Genomic DNA, 16,642 nt, shown 5'->3' on the forward strand with positions numbered 1-16,642 from the left:
TTTTTGACGGGCCGCCCTGAAAACGATCGGCCGGGTGGCCGATTGTGCGAAAATTCAGGGCTAGCATCGGCCCTCGGGCCGCGCCAAGACGACTATTTTAAATGAACCTGGCCGCCACGCCTACTACCCCGGAGACAAAAAAATCGACGTCACGCGTCGGTTTGGGGCGGCTGGCGTTCCTTTGCGGACTTTTTGGCCTGTTTGCGATCCTCGGAACGTGCTCGCCGCGCCAGTCGTCGCTGGACGAAGTGAAGGCGCTGGGCGTGCTGCGCGTGGCCACGGTCAATAGCCCAACGAGTTACTACATCGGCCAGGACGGAGAGCCGACCGGCTTCGATTACGATCTGGCCAAGGCTTTCGCCGACGAGCTGGGGGTCAAGCTCGAGCTGGTGGTCGCGCCCAGCCCGCCGGCGGCACTCGACATGGTCGAGGAAGGTGTCGTGCACATGGCGGCGGCCAGCCTTGCCGAGACCCCGGGGCGGCGCAAGCAGGTGCGATTCTCGCAGCCCTTGTTGAAGGTCGCGCCGACGCTGGTTTACCGCCGCGGGACGCCACGCCCGGAAAATCTTGGCGATCTGCATGGCACCCTGCGCGTCGGCACCAACAGTGCACCGGTGGAGACGCTGCGCGAGATGCGCAAGCAGCGCTATCCGCAGCTGAAGTGGGACGAAACCGACGACGACGTGGCCGAAGAACTATTGTATCAGGTCTCGCAGGGCACGCTCGACTACACGATCGTCAATTCGGACCTGCTGGCAATCAACCAGCGCTACTACCCCAACCTGCGCGCGGCATTCACGGTGTCCGATGCACTCGACGTCGCCTGGGCATTTCGCGGCGGCCACGACAGCAGTCTGGCCAATGCGTCGACACAGTTCTTCGCCAAGCTCGGCAAGGAAGAGCTCGCGCGCATCAAGGACCGCTACTTCGGGCACGTTGACCAGGTCGACTCCCAAGGGGCACTGACACTGGCAACGCATGTCGACACGCGCTTGACGCGTTATCGGGCAATGTTCCAGAAAGCGGCCGACAGCACCGGACTGGACTGGCGACTGCTCGCCGCCATTGGCTATCAGGAATCGCACTGGGACCCGACTGCGACCAGCCCTACCGGTGTGCGCGGCATCATGATGCTGACCAATGCTACGGCGAGCTTTCTCAATGTCGCGAACCGCGAGGATCCGAGCCAGAGCATTGCCGGCGGCGCGCGCTATTTCAAACAGATTGCCGACCAGCTGCCGACCGACATTCCCGAGCCCGACCGCACGTGGATGGCACTGGCCGCTTACAACATGGGCGTCGGCCACCTGATCGACGCACGCGATCTGACCGCCAAGCTCGGCGGCAATCCGAACCGCTGGCTCGATGTGCGACACACCTTGCCGCTGCTGTCACAAAGCCACTGGTACCGGCAGACCCAGCACGGTTATGCGCGCGGCCACCAGGCGGTGATCTACGTCGGCAACATCCGCGCGTACTACGACATGCTGGTCTGGATCACGCGCGACAAGAACGCCGAGCCGAAAACGTCGCTGGAGTCCGCCGAAGAGCAGAAGAAGGATGACGACAAAGATGATCCGGAAAAGCGCAACCCGCTGAACATCAATTCGCCCGTGCTCTAGCGCAGGCGCGCTTAGTCGTCGGCGCTCGACAGTCCTGGAAACAGGACGTCGGAGAATCCAAAGCGCGTGAAGTCGCGAACGCGCATGGGGTACAGCACTCCGTCGAGATGATCACATTCGTGTTGCACGACGCGGGCATGAAAGCCTTCAGCCTCGCGCTCGATCACCTGCCCGCGCGGATCGAAGCCGCGATAGTGCAGGCGCCGATAGCGGGGCACGACGCCGCGCAGGCCCGGCACCGACAGACAACCTTCCCAGCCTTCGTCCATCTCATCCGACAGCGGCGTCAGCTGCGGATTGACGAGCACGGTTTCCGGTACCGGCGGCGCATCCGGATACCGCTCGTTGCGCGCAAAACCGAAGATGACGACACGCAGGTCGACGCCGATCTGTGGCGCCGCCAGGCCCGCGCCATCAAGGTGCCGCATGGTGTCGAACAGGTCGGCGATCAAGGCGTGCAACTGCGGCGTGTCGAAGGCCTCGACCGGTTTCGCAGTACGCAGCAGGCGCGGATCGCCCATGCGCAGGACGTCGCGAATCACGTCAGTCCTTCAGGCGCAGACGCTCGACGATCTGGCCCTTCTGCAGATGCTGCTCGACGATATCGTCGATATCGTCCTCGTCGACGTAGGTGTACCAGACCGCTTCGGGGTAAACGACGATGCACGGCCCCTCCTCGCACCGATCGAGGCAACCGGCCTGATTGATGCGCACGCCACCGACGCCAGCCAGCCCCAGCGCCTTGACCCGCCGCTTGGCATAGTCACGCACGCGGTCTGCGCCTTTGTCGGCACAACAGGTACGCTCACCCGGCGGACGGCGATTGCCGCAGAAGAACACGTGATGTCGGTAGTGGCTTTCGGTGCTCATGAGGGTCCTTCAGGCCCGGAAACGGGCGCCGCCCGATACACCGGCGGCGCCCTTGCAGCTTACTTCTTCTTGCCGAACTGGTAGCTCACCGTGACGGCGGCTTCAGTGTCCGTCTTCTCGGTGTCGTCCGCCGCCTTGGAGTTGTTGCGGACGGTGTACGAAAGGTTCGTGAACAGGTTGCCGACGATCTGCAGCTTCAGCGCGGTGATCGACTCGGTGTAGGTGTTGCTGGCACCGGTCTCGACCTTCAGCGACTGCGAGAACGACGTCGTGTCGGTGATCGCCCAGCGATACTTCAGCGCACCGCGGCCGATGAAATCGTCATCGTGCTGGCGCGGATCGTCATTCGTTTCCTGCTGACGCGCACCGATACCGACTTCACCGTCGAGGAAATGGCGCGGCCCAATCAGGATGTGGCGACCATAACCGGTGGTCTCCGACGTCTGCTCGCGAATCGACGCAAAGCGATCCTTGAGCCAGTCCACGGAGGCGAAGGCGTAGTCGCGTGTCGAGAAGTTGTATTCGAGCTGATCGGCGGCCTGGTAATTCTCGGCCGAGCTGACGTGATCCGCGTAAGTGTTGACGGCCGAGGCCGCCAGCGTGTTCTTCCACTTCGACTGCGCGTAAACCAGGCTGAACTTGCTGTTCAGCGAGCTGGTGTCCGAATTGCCGGTCGTGGCGAGATAGCCGACCGAGATATCACCGGACCAGGGGGCCGCCTGTTCCTGGGCTTGCGCTGCCATCGGGACAAAACCGAGACAGGCAATGGGGCAGGCCAGGGCGGCGAATCCTTTCGCATACTTCACAGATAGGGGCTCCGAATGTGGGTTGGGGGATTTGCGAGCGACTATTATTGGCATCGATGTCCGATACGCAAACCATGGAGCAAACGGCGCGCCCGTTCCCGCTCGCAAAGGCCGACCTTTGCGTGAAGTGTGGCCTGTGCCTGCCGCACTGCCCGACCTATCAGGAAACGGGCAACGAGGCGGACTCGCCTCGTGGGCGAATCATGCTCATGCAGGGCCTCGCCAGCGGCCTGATCGAACGCAGTGCGGCGCTGGACGCACACCTCGACGGCTGCCTGGGCTGCCGTAGCTGCGAGCGCGTTTGCCCGGCGCGCGTGCCATACGGGGAGCTGATCGATGCCGGCCGCGCGATGCTTCAGCACCATGCGGGCCGCCCACCGGCCCTGACCCGCGGTCTCGCGCCCTGGCTGACGCGTCCCCGCCTGCGGCGCATGGCCCGCATCGCACTGCAGCTGTTCCAGTACAGCGGACTGCAGCGCCTGCTGACGATGGGCGGTGCGTTGCGCATGGGCCGCGCCGGCCGCTGGCTGTCACTGCTTCCGCAGCGGACGCCGCAAGTCGCCGTCGGGGCACATCAACGGCCGCGTCATGGCACTCGGGTACAACTGTTCCGAGGCTGTGTCGGAGACATTGCCGACACGGCCACGCTCCATGCAATTGCGACGCTGTTCGAGCGATGCGGCTTCGAGGTCGAACAACCCCGCGCGCAAACCTGTTGCGGCGCCCTGCATCTGCATGCCGGCGCCCCGGCTGCAGCAGCCAATCTGGCGGACCGCAATCGCGCCGCATTTTCCAGCACGGCTGCCATCGTCTACGCCGCCAGCGGCTGCGGCGCGACCCTGCAGGAATACGGCGCCTGCGGCATCGGCAGCGCGGACTTCGCGGCGCAAGTCCAAGACCCGCACCGCCTGCTGCTCGATCACTGGCCCCGCGATATCCAATTGCGGCCACTCAACGCAACGATTGCCGTGCATCTGCCGTGCTCACAGCGCAATGTCACCGGCGCCGGTGAGGCCATCATCGCCTTGCTGCGCAAAATTCCGAACGCACGCGTCGTCACCCTGGACTCGCAACACAATTGCTGCGGCGCCGCCGGGACCTATCTGCTGTCACAGCCGGAAATGGCCGATCGACTGCTGGAGCACAAGCTCGATGCGCTGTCGCACATGACGGCCGATTATCTGGTCAGCAGCAATGTCGGCTGCAGCCTGCATCTGGGCGGCGGATTACGCCGCGGCGACCTCAGGGCGTCGAAGGCGCCGACGCTGCTGCATCCTTTGGCGCTGCTTGCCCAACAGTGGCCGAGTGATACGTGAGCGCCGCATCGATGCGCATCATCAACAGCTCGGCCAGCTGCGACTGGATGAACTCGCGCAGGCGCTGCTCTTCGGCCTCCTTGGCCAGCACCTGGTCGGGCTCGAAGCTGTAATCGCGCGTCGCGACAATATCGCCCGGAGTGACCAAGGTCTGCTTGCCGCGGAACACCTCATAGTGAACCCGCGTCACGAGCCGGAACTCGATGGCCTTGCCGTCGGTACCCATCGACAGCACTTCGCGCGCTTCCTTGAGATTCGACAGGCGAATCGTCGTGACGTCGGCCGAAGCGTCTTTGGCGACTTCCGCCCCACGGCGCTGCAGAATCTCGCGCAGCTGCGTCTCGATCGGCGGCTCCGTCACCGAGTACGGAATCGTCGTGTCGATATAGACCTTCTTCAAGTCTACGGACAGGGGGCGGCTGCCGGCCAAGTGGAATCCACAAGCCGATAACAGCAGCGAAAGTGTCAGGGTCAGGAGCGCGCGCACGGCCTTCTATATCACGAGATCAGCGGATTTGCCCGGTGGCGGCCGCAGGCGACACGAGCAGCGCGAGAGCCGACAACGACACTTGCACGAGGTCAGACACCGTCGATCAGATGACGAGGTTGACCAGCTTGCCCGGCACGACGATCTGCTTCTTGATCGGCTGACCCGCCACGAACTTCGCAACATTCTCGTCGGCCAGCGCTGCGGCGATGATCGCATCCTTGTCGGCACTGGCCGGCACCGAGATATTGCCGCGCAGCTTGCCGTTGACCTGCACCACCAACGCGATTTCGTCACGCACCAGCGCCGACTCGTCGACCATCGGCCAGCGCTGCGCCAACAGATCGTCACCACCGCGCAGACTCGTCCACAGCGTGTGCGTGACGTGCGGCACGATCGGCTGAAGCATCAGCGTCACCGCCTCCCAGATTTCCTGCTGCAGCGCGCGCCCCTGCGCCGAGGCATCGTCGCGACGCGTCGCCTCATTCATCAGCTCCATCACCGCGGCGATCGCGGTATTGAAGGTTTTGCGACGGCCGTAGTCGTCGCCGACCTTGGCGATGGTCTCATGCAGTTTGCGCCGCAGCGCCTTCTGCTCACCGTTCAAAGCCGAGACCTCGAGCGCCGGCGCTGCGCCCTGCTCGACGTGCGCCTGCACCGCCCGCCACAGACGCTTGAGGAAGCGCGACGAGCCTTCGACGCCATCGTCGCGCCATTCCAGCGACTGCTCCGGCGGCGCCGCAAACATCGCGAACAGGCGCACGGTGTCGGCACCGTACTGATCGATCAAGGCCTGCGGATCGACACCGTTGTTCTTCGACTTCGACATCTTTTCGACGCCGCCGATCGTCACCGGCGCACCGTCGGCAACCAGTTTTGCCGCCACCGCCTGCCCCTTGGCGTCGAGCTCCAGCTCCACATCCGCCGGGTTGATCCACAGCTTCTTGCCGGACGCATCCTCGCGGTAATACGTCTCCTTGACGACCATGCCCTGCGTCAGCAGGTTGGTGAACGGCTCGCCGGCCGTCGTCAGCCCTTCGTCGCGCATCAGTTTCTGATAGAAGCGCGCATACAGCAGATGCAGGATCGCGTGCTCGATGCCGCCGATGTACTGGTCGACCGGCAGCCAGTAGTCGGCGCGCGCGTCGAGCATCGCCGTATCGGCGTCCGGGCAGGCATAGCGCGCGAAGTACCAGCTCGACTCCATGAAGGTGTCGAAGGTATCGGTCTCGCGCTCGGCCGGGCCGCCGCATTGCGGGCAGACGCACTGACGCCAAGCCGGATCGGCCTTGATCGGCGACTGCACGCCGCTGAACGCGACGTCTTCCGGCAACACCACCGGCAGCTGATCTTCCGGCACCGGCACCGCATCGCACTTCGGGCAATAAATCACCGGGATCGGACAGCCCCAATAGCGCTGCCGCGAAACGCCCCAGTCGCGCAGGCGGAAGTTGACGCGGCGATTGCCCTTGCCCTCGCGCTCGACCCGCGCCGTGATCGCCTCGAAAGCCTGTTCGAAATCCAGGCCGTCGTATTCGCCGGAATGAATCAGCAGACCGTGCTCGGTCGTACAGCCACTGCGAATCGCTTCAAGTTCCTTCATCAGCGGCTGATTGGCCGGCGCGTCGACGAAATCGTCCTCGTCGGACAGATCGCCCACCGTCGCCAGCCGCGCCATCAGCTCGGCTTCCCTGGCGCTGCGGATCACGCGCTTGATCGGCAGGCCGTACTTGGTCGCGAACTCGAAGTCGCGCTCGTCGTGCGCCGGCACCGCCATCACCGCGCCAGTGCCATAGCCCATCAGCACGAAGTTCGCCGCCCAGACCGGCACCGGCTCGCCGCTGAGCGGATGGATCGCGGAGATGCCGAGCGGCATGCCGCGCTTTTCCATCGTCTCCATCTCGGCCTCGGCGACGCCGGAGCGCGACGCGTCCTTCAAAAACGCCGCCAGTTCCGCATTGGCCTCGGCCGCCTTCAGCGCCAGCGGATGCTCGGCGGCCACCGCCACGTACGTCACGCCCATCAAGGTGTCCGGGCGGGTCGTATACACCGTCAGCGGTTCACCGCCGTCGATGCCGAACTGCAATTCCAGACCTTCCGAGCGGCCGATCCAGTTGCGCTGCATGGTCTTGACCGCGTCCGGCCAGCCTTCCAGCGTGTCCAGAGCGTCGAGCAGCTCCTGCGCGTAGTCGGTGATCTTCAGGAACCACTGCGGGATTTCCTTGCGCTCGACCACCGCGCCCGAACGCCAGCCGCGACCGTCGACCACCTGCTCGTTGGCCAGCACCGTCTGATCGACCGGATCCCAGTTGACGACCGCGTTCTTGCGATACGCCAAGCCCTTCTTCATCAGCCGCGTGAACAGCAGCTGTTCCCAGCGGTAATACTTCGGATCGCAGGTCGCCAGCTCGCGCGACCAGTCGTACGCAAAGCCCAGGCGCTTGAGCTGGTCGCGCATGTACGCCATGTTCGCGTACGTCCACTTCGCCGGCTGCGTGTTGTTGGCGATCGCCGCGTTCTCGGCCGGCAGACCGAACGCATCGAAGCCGATCGGCTGCAACACGTTCTTGCCGAGCATGCGCTGATAGCGCGAGATCACGTCGCCGATCGTGTAATTGCGCACATGCCCCATGTGCAGCTTGCCCGACGGATACGGAAACATCGACAGGCAGTAGTACTTCTCCTGGCCTGGATTCTCACGGACCTCAAAAGAGCCCTGCTCGGCCCAGAACGACTGGGCGGCCTGCTCGACGACGGACGGCTGATACGGCTCGGACATGGATTGACGCGGCTGAATGCGAAAAAGGCCGGCATTTTAGCAGCCAGCGAGCCATGAATTGCCGCTCTCCCCGTTAGAGAGGCCGCCCGAGAGCGCGTAGAAATGCTCGCGATCTATCCGAAGACGGGACAACTGCCGGCCGAGGCATGCCTTCGGCAACCGGACCGTGCGTCATTGACAAATTTTGTCACTTATCGACATCCAGAGGCACTTGACGTCAGCTGTCGCCGCCTGTCGTTTATAGAGAAATTATCCCAACTGCAGTGAATTTCTCGCATCGACCCTGCGTGGCATACCCCTTGCCAGAAATTTCCTACGCGGGGATGTCCCACGGGGAGTACACCACCACATGGAGAAGCACATGAAGAAGCAGCAGGGTTTTACGCTCATCGAACTGATGATCGTCGTCGCGATCATCGGCATCCTGGCCGCCATCGCCATTCCGGCGTATCAGGACTACATCACGCGCTCGAAGGTGACTGAGCTGGTTACGGCTGCTGATGCATGCAAAACATCCGTGGCCGAATATTTCGCCTCGCAGGCAACTTTGCCGACCACGACTGATGCCGCTGGGTGCTCGAGCAACTCCACCCAGTACATCACGAGTTTGTCGGTTGGCACTGGCGGCGTGATTACCGTTGCGTCGAATATCTCTTCCGCTCCGGGCAACTTTGTGTTGACCCCCTCGTCGACAGATGCGTCTGCCCCGCTGAGCTGGAGCTGCACGGCGTCAACGATCGCTCCGAAGTACCTGCCGGCAAACTGCCGCGGAACGTAATCTGCGCAACGCAGGATGTTGTTATTTGAGGAAGAAGCCGCGCCATCGGGCGCGGCTTTTTTATGAAACCTTTCTTTTTACTACTTTCGATTCTCGCGGCATACTCGGCCTCCGGACTCGAGAGCAAAGCCTTTCTTCAGACTTGGTATGACGAGGCCCGTTTTTTCGAAATTTTGGGCTTTCTTGCCATTCTTTCCTGCCTCTTCGTAAAGCCGCCTTCACTCCAATCTCCATCGAGAATGAATGGACTGCTCGCAGCATTCGTGTTGCTAGGCATCGCCAGCAGCCTTCGTTCCAACCTGCCCCTGTATGGGTTGATAGAAGTCACCATTCTCTGTTCCGCAATAATAGTCGGCACATGGCTCGGCAGAGCCGCATCGAATGCCCCCTCGCTGAAGATTCAAATCATCGCCATCATCGCTACCGGCGGGGTGATTCTCGGCATCAGGCTGGCTACGAACTTTTTCTCCGCCTATCTCACAGGAGACGGACGGGGGCTAAGCTCGGCATGGCTGCCCTTCATCGGACCACGATTCTTCGCCAAAGCGGCAACCTGGACGATTCCCTTGCTATGGGTAGCACCATGGCTCACCGAAAAGTACCGAGGCGCGGCCAGCGCCATCTGCACAATCGCTTCAGTCGCGACCTGGGCTTTCGTGATCGGGACCGGAAGCCGAGGCGCATTAGTCGGCCTCGCCATCGGCATGGCTGCCATCTTCATCCTTTTCGGCCATGTAGGGCGCAGGTACGCCATCCATCAACTTCTCGTTGCGGCGTCGGCGTTCGCGCTGTGGCAAGTCTTTGCTATACATTTCGACATCTCGACCGCGGATCGCATCGTCACCGCTGGCCTGAGCGGGCGCGAATCGCTCTACACCACAGCATGGGCAGACATCCACTCGTCGCCTTTATTGGGCATCGGTCCGATGCAGTACGCAATGCTTGGTCGACACCCCGGTGTCCCAGGCGCTGGCCCGCACGACTTTCCTTTGCAGTTCGCAGCGGAATGGGGCATTCCCGCTTTTCTGATTCTTTGCCTACTAATCGTACGATGGCTTGTGTCGTTCGCGGTCAAAATTCGTAGTGAGGTTCTACAGGGCCTGCAACAAGACGCTCGCATCGATCTCGCGATATTCGCCGGAGCAGTGGCCGCCTTGGTTCACGGACTTGTTGCCAATGTTTTCAACGATCCTGTCAGTCAATTACTTGCAGTAACACTGGTTGGCCTTTCTTTGACGCCCAAAGAAAGGCAGAGGCAACTAGCCGCAGGGTCAAAGGCTAACTATTTTCTGGCCTCGGTGACATCCGCCGCTTGCATTGCCGGCTTGCTTGCATCTATTGCTCTGGGGTGGAGATGTATCAACCCATCACCTGAAGTCCAACAAATGCCAAAGTTCGGCGGCACCGTTTCCCCCAGGCTCTGGTCACAAGGGCTTATTCCATTCAACAAAACGTGCTCATGCCAACAAGGCGAGCGCCCCAGCTAGCGTAGCCCGGATGCAATCCGGGGATACAACCCGATTCCCATCAACAGGCCATCCATTCGAGTAGCCCGGATGCAATCCGGGAACACGCCGCGATGGCCCCTCCATGGACCATCCATTCGAACGCCACCTCCGGGTGGCGTTTTTTTATGATCGTCGCTTTCGGGGATGCCAATTTGGCGAGGATGGTTGCGCCCCGAACGAACCCCGGACTTCGTCCGGGCTACGAGGCCCGGGGCTCCGGGATCACAGCCAGTAGCCCGGATGCAATCCGGGAATACGCCACGATGGCCCCTCCACAGCACATCCATTCAAACGCCGCCTCCGGGTAGCGTTTTTATGGCACGCGGATTTGGGCTCGGCAATGCGGCGAGCCTTTGCCTTTCATACGATGCCCGGACTTCGTTCGGATGACGAGTGCTTGACTCCCTAATATTCGTTACTACAATAACTTCGTGGACATTGAGTTCGATCCCGAGAAAGACGCCATCAACCAAGCCAAGCACGAAGGCGTGAGCTTGGCGGCGGCGGAAGGGTTCGACATTGACACGGCACTGGTGAACTACGACGACCGCGCTGCCCCGGAGGAAGATCGTTGGGTGGCGGTTGGCTTCATCGACGCTGTGTTGCACATCCTGGTGTTCACGGAGCGCAATGGGCGAATCCGCCCGATCAATCTTCGTAAAGCCGAGAAACCGGAGGTTCGCCGCTATGAAGCCCACAAAGCCCGCTATGGATTCTGATTCACCGATTCTGGATGAGACATGGTTTGCCAAGGCGCGTCCGGCGCGTGAAGCGTTGCCGGGTCATGTACTCGCCGCCGCGAAGCGTCCACCGGGTCGCCCGGCCGGCCGCAACAAGGAATCCACGACCGTCCGCTTCGACCGCGACGTGCTGGACGCCTTTCGCGCCGCCGGCCCTGGCTGGCAAACGCGTATGAACGCGGCGCTGCGGGAGTGGCTCAAGGAGCACTCGCCCGCGTAACGGGCATCCGCATCAACAACAAAATCCGAATCATGGGCGCCCCTCGACCACGGATCAATTTCCGAGCGATGGACGAGTTCTCCACGCTGTAGGCGCCGCCAATGGCGCAGTTCGACGTTCATCGCATCCGGGCCGGCATCGCGGCCAGGATGCGTAGCCCGGATGTAATCCGGGAACACGCCACGATGGCCCCTCCACGGCACATCCATTCAAACGCCACCTCCGGGTGGCGCTTTTTATGATCGTCGCTTTCGGGGATGTCAATTTGGCGAGGCCGGTTGCCCCCGAACGAACCCCGGACTTCGTCCGGGCTACGCGGCTAGGTGGCCCGAGGCTTCGGTATCACAGCCGGCTCCGGAGGCTTGTCCCCGCAGACTTCATGCGCATACGATGCGCATATCAAATCGGAGGTGCCTCATGACCATCACCAACAAGCTTCCATCTCGCAAGCGCGCGGTGAATTTATTCCTGAACGAAGAGCTAGTGAAGCAGGCCCAGGCGATGACGGATAACCTGTCCGCTCAAGTGGAATCCATGCTGGCCACTTTCGTCCAGCAACAGCAACAGCTCGTGGACGCAAGAGCCAACCGCCTGCGCCGCAGCACCGAGGCCTGGAATCGGTATGCCGAAAAGCATGGCTCGTTTGCGGACGAGTTCTCGACGCTGTAGCCGGATACCCATGGCGCAGTTCGACGTTTATCGAAATCCAGGGCAGCATCGCGACAGTATTCCCTATGTCGTGGTCGTGCAATCGGCTGTCTTTGATGACTACCAGCGCAGAGTCGTGATTCCACTGGTCAAGAAATCCGACATCGGTCATGTACATCACGCTCGGTTCAACCCCTCGTTCAACATCCAAGGGGAGACTGTCGTTCTGCATCCACTCGAGATCGTCTCCGTTCCCGCAAACAAGCTCGGCGCGTCCGTCGCTTCGCTGGCGGCACAGGCGGAGCGCATCGTGAACGCCTTGGACGAACTGTTTTCCCGCGCTTACGGGTGACAAAGCGACGTCCGGCATTTCCTGGGCACGCCCGTGCGCGCCAGGATCACAACGCGACGGACGAACCCACGGCCCAATCATTCGAACGCCACCTTCGGGTGGCGTTTTGGTCGTCTCCGGGGATGTCAATTTAGAACGAACCCCGGACTTCGTCCGGGCTACGCGGCTACGTTCAGATGCGTGGATGCGTAGCCAGCCCCCGGATTGCATCCGGGCTACGTTTTGTGCCGCGGGTCTCGTGAGTCGAGGCGTGCAGAAGCCAGCGGCAATCGCTCGGCTTATGCTGCGAGCATGGCCTCGCACCGACGAAGCCGCCGCATCGCGAATGCGCCCTATTTCCTGACAGTCACGTTGCGAAATCGTCGCGCGCGTCATTTGACGGATCACGTCGGAGACTTGCGTACGACATTCCGGGACGCTCGTGCCCGCGCGCCGTTTCACATCGAGGCACTCGTGATCCTGCCGGATCATTTTCATCTGCTCTGCTCGTTGCTGGATGGCGATGCCGATTTCTCTACACGCATCCGTCTGATCAAGCGCGGCTTCACGATCCGCTTGCGCGATGCCGGTATCCCGCTATACCGGAACGCACGCGGTGAATACGATCTTTGGCAACGGCGATTCTGGGAACACCCGATACGCGACGAGGCAGATTTCGAACGGCATGTCGATTACATCCATTACAACCCGGTGAAGCACGTCCTGGTGACGCGAATCCGTGACTGGCCGTATTCGTCGATTCATCGGGACGTTCGGCGTGGATTGTTGCCCGTCGACTGGGGCGGCGCGGAGCCGGTGCCACCTGAAAGCGGGATCGGTGAACTTCCGTAGAACAGCGTCCCGGATTGCATCCGGGCTACGCAGTTACGCAGCGCGCTGTGACGAATGTCACATTTCCACCACACTTTCTTTCGAACACATCCGTGTTTTGTGATCGATGTCGCGTACTACCAGGCGTTGATCTGGATACTGAAGCTGCGTGGGACGTCCGCGCCATTCAGGGAGCTGGAATCATGAAATCCATCGTTGCAGCAACGTTGCTCGGCATCGGGCTTGCCATGTCGGCGCCGGCTTTTGCCGTCACCAACATCAATACGGCGGATCAGAAGGCACTCGAGAAGCTGCCCGGCGTTGGGCCTGCGAAGGCGCAGGAGATCATCAAGCATCGGCCGTACAAGACCAAGGCCGATATTCAGAAGGTCGACGGGATTGGCCCGAAGACGTACAAGATGATCGAGCCCGAGATCACGGTCGGAGGTCCGGCCAAGAAGAATTAATACATGAACTCCGCGTCTTGAACGGGCGGCCATTGGACCGCCCGTTTTTTGTTTGCCTGAAGCGGTGGCCTGCGCCGGAGGTGCGTCTGGATTTTTTGTTGTGCTACGGCATGGCACCATGGCCGCATGAAGCATTTACTGGTCGTCTTCAGCAGTCAGTCCGGACATACACGCGCCATGTGCGACGCGGTCTGCGAGGGAACGGCTGAGGAAGCATCTGCTGTCGACACACGCTTGCGATTTGCCAACGAAGCGGATCTCGACGACCTCCTCTGGGCAGAAGCACTGCTCATCGGGACGCCGGAGAATTTCGGATATATGAGCGGGCTGATCAAGGATTTTCTTGATCGCACCTATTATCCGGCGGAAGGCAAAACCGTCGGCTTGCCGTATGCGCTATTCATCAGCGCAGGAAACGATGGCAGCGGTGCGGCGCGCGCCATCGAACGCATTGCGACGGGATACGGCTGGCGCGCGATCGCTGAACCCTTGATCCTGAAGGGCGAACTCACGGCCGACGGGCTGAAGCAATGCCGGGAGCTGGGTGCCGTAGTGGCTGCGGGATTGGCGAGTGGCATTTTTTGAGTGCGCGAAGCACGCATCAAATCCAAGTCGGGTCCGTAACGAACAGACCCCTCCTCGGGCGACGAAGAGAGGTCTGCGGTTTCGCTATACGACAGGACGGCAGCTGCCGCGTTGGCGGTGCACCGGCTTGAATTTAGATCTGCCCACCGAAGCTGTAGCGCAAACCCACTTCGTAGCGGTCGTCATCACCACTCTGGAACGCACCCTGCAGCGACACCGCCGGGGTCAGCGCGTACAGCGCATCGAGACGGAACGATGTCGCGTCATCATGGTGGTCGTGATCGAGGTTGACGTAGCGCACCTGGGGATCGAGTTCCAAGCGTGTATTAGGAACCGACCAGCGCAAACCACCGCGCAGACCGTAGCCGCTCGCATCACCGCCGTGATCGACATCGAAGTGCTCGTATGAGCCACCCAGAATGACATCGACCTGAGGCGTCAACGGCGCATGGAAGATGCCGCCAAGACTCAGCTGATCAACATTGTCGACCGAGTTGTATTCGATAAACGGTGCGATCGGTGACAGCACGTCGACGGAGCCTTTCAGGTGATAGCCGCTGTCGTCACCAGGCTGATCCCAGTTCAGGTAACCGCCTTCGATGTAGTTGTAGTCGTGCGCGTAGGCGAACGTCGGCGCGAGCAACATCGTCATCACGCCAGCCTTGATCAGGTGAGACCGCATCGACTTCTTCATGAAACCTCCGGTGAACTTTTTGTGATAGTTGGCGGCCGGAGGTTGCAGGGACGGCGCTTTATCCCGACTGAACTGGCGGGCTTGGTGACCTTGATCCGGCGTGGCGGATCACGCTCGCGGCCAACCTTGGCACCAGTTGCGGCGGCAGGTCATGGCCCATACCGGCGATCACTTCGAGGTCGGCTTTTGGAATCAATCGGGCCAGCTCGTGAGCGGCCGCCACCGGAATCAGCGGATCATCGGCGCCGTGAATCACCTGCGTTGGTACCGCCAGATGTCGCAGGGCCTTGGCGCGGCTTTTTGCGGCCAGGATCGCCACGGTCTGCCGAGCGACGCCGCCGGGGCGAAAGGCGCGATCAAATTGCGCGGCCGACTGCGTGTAGAGCGCGTCTTCGGGCGTCGGGAAATCAGGGCTGCCGATCATTTGCATCGTGCGCATCGAATAGCGAACGATGTCTTCTCGCGATTTGAGCTTGGGCCGCAAGACCATTCGCAAGCGCACCGGCCAGCGCGCACCGGGCAGCGCGGGATTACCGGAGTGGGTCATGACCAAGGTCAGCGTCTGGAGCCGCTGCGGACGTCGGATCGCCATCAATTGCGCAATCATGCCGCCCATCGACACGCCAACGACGTGCGCGCGCGGCACCTGCAGCGCGTCGAGTAGCGCAATCGCATCATTGGCCATGTCATCGAGTGCATATGGCGCGCGAACCGGCAGGCGCAGCGTACTGGCGAGCCCCGCGCGTAACAAATCCGGGCGCCCGAGATGCTTCATTTCCGTCGACAGGCCAGCATCACGATTGTCGAAGCGAATCACGTAAAAGCCGGCGGCAACCAGCGCATCGCAAAACGGCTGCGGCCACGTGATCAGCTGGCCCGCGAGCCCCATGACCAGCAGCAGCGGCGGATGCGACGAATCACCGGCGGTCTCGTACTGCAGCGTGACGCCGTTTACGTCAACAGAAGGCATCGTGGCGGTCCCAGAATGGATATCGCACGATGATGCCGGATACCCATGAAGATCGTGAGTGGCCGCCTCGCGAATTCAGCTGGACGAATCGCCATTGACGATGTCCGCAGGACACGCATCCTGATTCGGCAACTCCTTGCGGGTTTCCGACAAAGCGCTTGCGTAGCGGCCGTCGGTATCGAGCAGCTGCGCGGCGTCCAGATCGGCGATCGCCAGCTTGCGGCATTGCAACGCGCCGAGCGCGCTCGCGCGGTTGTTGCGCGCCACGACATCATCCTGCAGCGTAATCGCCTTGCCGTAATCGCGCACCGCCTGCGGCCATCGCGCGCGCCGTGCCGCAATATTGCCAAGCGCGGTCCAGGACATCGCCGAGTCGGGCCAGCGCGCGGCAGCTGCCTGATAGCCCTGCGCCGCTAGATCGAGGCGATTCAGCGATTCGAGCGGCGCGACCGCCGCCAGCCACTGTGTTTGATCGGCGCTGGCCGGCACGCGGTCCAGCGACGAAACGACGACGGCCCATTGATGGCTGTACTTCCAGCTGCGCGCCAGCGCTCCGGTCGTCATCATCTTGCGTTCGGTCACACCAGAACGCAGCACATACGTTTGCTGGTCCGGTTGATATCCGACAACAACGGCGTAGTGCCAAACCGGCAGCCAGGAAAAGCCTAGATTCAGTAGCACCAGTACCGGCTGGCCGGATTCCAGCTCGCGGACGATCGCGTCCTGCGTCCCCGGAATGCGGACCGCGACACGATCATGTCGCCGCGTCGCCGCGATGATTTCAGACTGCAGACTGCCCTTGCGGTCCGGCAGATAAACCTCCGACACCAACGCGTCCGGCGCTGTCGCTTCGCCGCTGGCCCCCAGCGCGGTGGCTAGCGCAGCAGGGCCACATTGATAGCGCTTCTGAGGATAGAAAGGAACGGACGACAGCTCGACGGCGTGGCCGTCAGGCCGGGGCATCGGAGGCGCGCTCGCGCAGCCGGCCAA

19 protein-coding genes are annotated in these 16,642 nt (G+C 61.9%); 11 read left to right on the plus strand and 8 right to left on the minus strand.

Annotated features, from left to right (window positions below; genetic code table 11):
• Positions 1-101 precede the first annotated feature (101 nt).
• Complete coding sequence (gene mltF / locus G7Y82_RS16465) at positions 102-1,622, plus strand: membrane-bound lytic murein transglycosylase MltF (protein ID WP_168149225.1); 1,521 nt, start codon at positions 102-104, stop codon at positions 1,620-1,622.
• 11 nt (positions 1,623-1,633) lie between these two features.
• On the opposite strand, the gene def is transcribed toward mltF, so the two are convergent.
• Genes def through G7Y82_RS16480 form a run of 3 tightly spaced genes read right to left on the minus strand, consistent with a single transcriptional unit; the run spans position 1,634 to position 3,235 of the window.
• The gene (gene def, locus G7Y82_RS16470; RefSeq protein ID WP_168149226.1) at positions 1,634-2,164 is read right to left on the minus strand and encodes a peptide deformylase; all 531 of its coding nucleotides are present in this window, start codon (positions 2,162-2,164) and stop codon (positions 1,634-1,636) included.
• 1 nt (position 2,165) lies between these two features.
• The gene (locus tag G7Y82_RS16475; RefSeq protein WP_168149227.1) at positions 2,166-2,492 is read right to left on the minus strand and encodes a (2Fe-2S) ferredoxin domain-containing protein; all 327 of its coding nucleotides are present in this window, start codon (positions 2,490-2,492) and stop codon (positions 2,166-2,168) included.
• Positions 2,493-2,551: 59 nt separating this feature from the next.
• Positions 2,552-3,235 carry a DUF481 domain-containing protein gene (locus G7Y82_RS16480; protein WP_168149228.1) on the minus strand — a complete coding sequence of 228 codons (684 nt, stop codon included), beginning with the start codon at positions 3,233-3,235 and terminating at the stop codon, positions 2,552-2,554.
• A 137-nt stretch (positions 3,236-3,372) separates the two neighbouring features.
• Here G7Y82_RS16480 and G7Y82_RS16485 point away from each other — a divergent pair, with 137 nt between their 5' ends.
• On the plus strand, positions 3,373-4,614 hold the full coding sequence (locus G7Y82_RS16485) for a (Fe-S)-binding protein (protein ID WP_240954373.1): 1,242 nt from the start codon (positions 3,373-3,375) through the stop codon (positions 4,612-4,614).
• Here the strand turns inward: G7Y82_RS16485 and G7Y82_RS16490 are convergent.
• Positions 4,541-5,014 carry an LPS-assembly lipoprotein LptE gene (locus G7Y82_RS16490; protein ID WP_240954363.1) on the minus strand — a complete coding sequence of 158 codons (474 nt, stop codon included), beginning with the start codon at positions 5,012-5,014 and terminating at the stop codon, positions 4,541-4,543. The genes G7Y82_RS16485 and G7Y82_RS16490 overlap by 74 nt on opposite strands.
• A gap of 193 nt (positions 5,015-5,207) precedes the next feature.
• Positions 5,208-7,880, minus strand: a complete 2,673-nt coding sequence (leuS, locus tag G7Y82_RS16495; protein ID WP_168149231.1) for a leucine--tRNA ligase — start codon at positions 7,878-7,880, stop codon at positions 5,208-5,210.
• A gap of 361 nt (positions 7,881-8,241) precedes the next feature.
• Here leuS and G7Y82_RS21765 point away from each other — a divergent pair, with 361 nt between their 5' ends.
• The 9 genes from G7Y82_RS21765 to G7Y82_RS16540 all read left to right on the plus strand — a co-directional run bounded on the left by G7Y82_RS21765 (position 8,242) and on the right by G7Y82_RS16540 (position 13,988).
• Positions 8,242-8,658, plus strand: coding sequence for a pilin (locus tag G7Y82_RS21765; RefSeq protein ID WP_168149232.1), 417 nt, complete (start codon positions 8,242-8,244; stop codon positions 8,656-8,658).
• Between the two features lie 62 nt (positions 8,659-8,720).
• A complete protein-coding gene (locus G7Y82_RS16505; protein ID WP_168149233.1) occupies positions 8,721-10,145 on the plus strand; it encodes an O-antigen ligase family protein in 1,425 nt (474 codons plus the stop codon).
• A gap of 452 nt (positions 10,146-10,597) precedes the next feature.
• Positions 10,598-10,885: a BrnT family toxin gene (locus tag G7Y82_RS16510; protein ID WP_168149234.1), complete on the plus strand. Its 288-nt coding sequence runs from the start codon at positions 10,598-10,600 to the stop codon at positions 10,883-10,885.
• Positions 10,854-11,126, plus strand: a complete 273-nt coding sequence (locus G7Y82_RS16515) for a BrnA antitoxin family protein (RefSeq protein ID WP_168149235.1) — start codon at positions 10,854-10,856, stop codon at positions 11,124-11,126. Before G7Y82_RS16510 ends, G7Y82_RS16515 begins: the two co-directional genes overlap by 32 nt.
• A 417-nt stretch (positions 11,127-11,543) precedes the next feature.
• Positions 11,544-11,795, plus strand: a complete 252-nt coding sequence (locus G7Y82_RS16520) for a type II toxin-antitoxin system CcdA family antitoxin (protein WP_168149236.1) — start codon at positions 11,544-11,546, stop codon at positions 11,793-11,795.
• Positions 11,796-11,805: 10 nt separating this feature from the next.
• A complete protein-coding gene (locus tag G7Y82_RS16525) occupies positions 11,806-12,126 on the plus strand; it encodes a CcdB family protein (RefSeq protein WP_168149237.1) in 321 nt (106 codons plus the stop codon).
• 291 nt (positions 12,127-12,417) lie between these two features.
• Positions 12,418-12,957 carry an REP-associated tyrosine transposase gene (locus G7Y82_RS16530; RefSeq protein WP_168149238.1) on the plus strand — a complete coding sequence of 180 codons (540 nt, stop codon included), beginning with the start codon at positions 12,418-12,420 and terminating at the stop codon, positions 12,955-12,957.
• A 182-nt stretch (positions 12,958-13,139) separates the two neighbouring features.
• Positions 13,140-13,403 carry a ComEA family DNA-binding protein gene (locus G7Y82_RS16535; RefSeq protein WP_168149239.1) on the plus strand — a complete coding sequence of 88 codons (264 nt, stop codon included), beginning with the start codon at positions 13,140-13,142 and terminating at the stop codon, positions 13,401-13,403.
• 126 nt (positions 13,404-13,529) lie between these two features.
• Positions 13,530-13,988, plus strand: a complete 459-nt coding sequence (locus tag G7Y82_RS16540; protein WP_168149240.1) for a flavodoxin family protein — start codon at positions 13,530-13,532, stop codon at positions 13,986-13,988.
• A 133-nt stretch (positions 13,989-14,121) separates the two neighbouring features.
• Here the strand turns inward: G7Y82_RS16540 and G7Y82_RS16545 are convergent, their stop codons facing one another.
• From G7Y82_RS16545 to G7Y82_RS16555, 3 genes are all read right to left on the minus strand, one after another.
• Positions 14,122-14,682: a TonB-dependent receptor gene (locus G7Y82_RS16545; protein ID WP_168149241.1), complete on the minus strand. Its 561-nt coding sequence runs from the start codon at positions 14,680-14,682 to the stop codon at positions 14,122-14,124.
• Positions 14,683-14,740: 58 nt separating this feature from the next.
• Positions 14,741-15,652, minus strand: a complete 912-nt coding sequence (locus G7Y82_RS16550) for an alpha/beta fold hydrolase (RefSeq protein ID WP_168149242.1) — start codon at positions 15,650-15,652, stop codon at positions 14,741-14,743.
• Between the two features lie 75 nt (positions 15,653-15,727).
• Positions 15,728-16,615 (minus strand): PA2778 family cysteine peptidase, encoded by an 888-nt coding sequence (locus tag G7Y82_RS16555; RefSeq protein WP_168149243.1) that lies wholly within the window; start codon positions 16,613-16,615, stop codon positions 15,728-15,730.
• Positions 16,616-16,642 lie beyond the last annotated feature (27 nt).

The organism is Solimonas marina, assembly GCF_012241385.1.
Lineage (GTDB): Bacteria > Pseudomonadota > Gammaproteobacteria > Nevskiales > Nevskiaceae > Solimonas > Solimonas marina.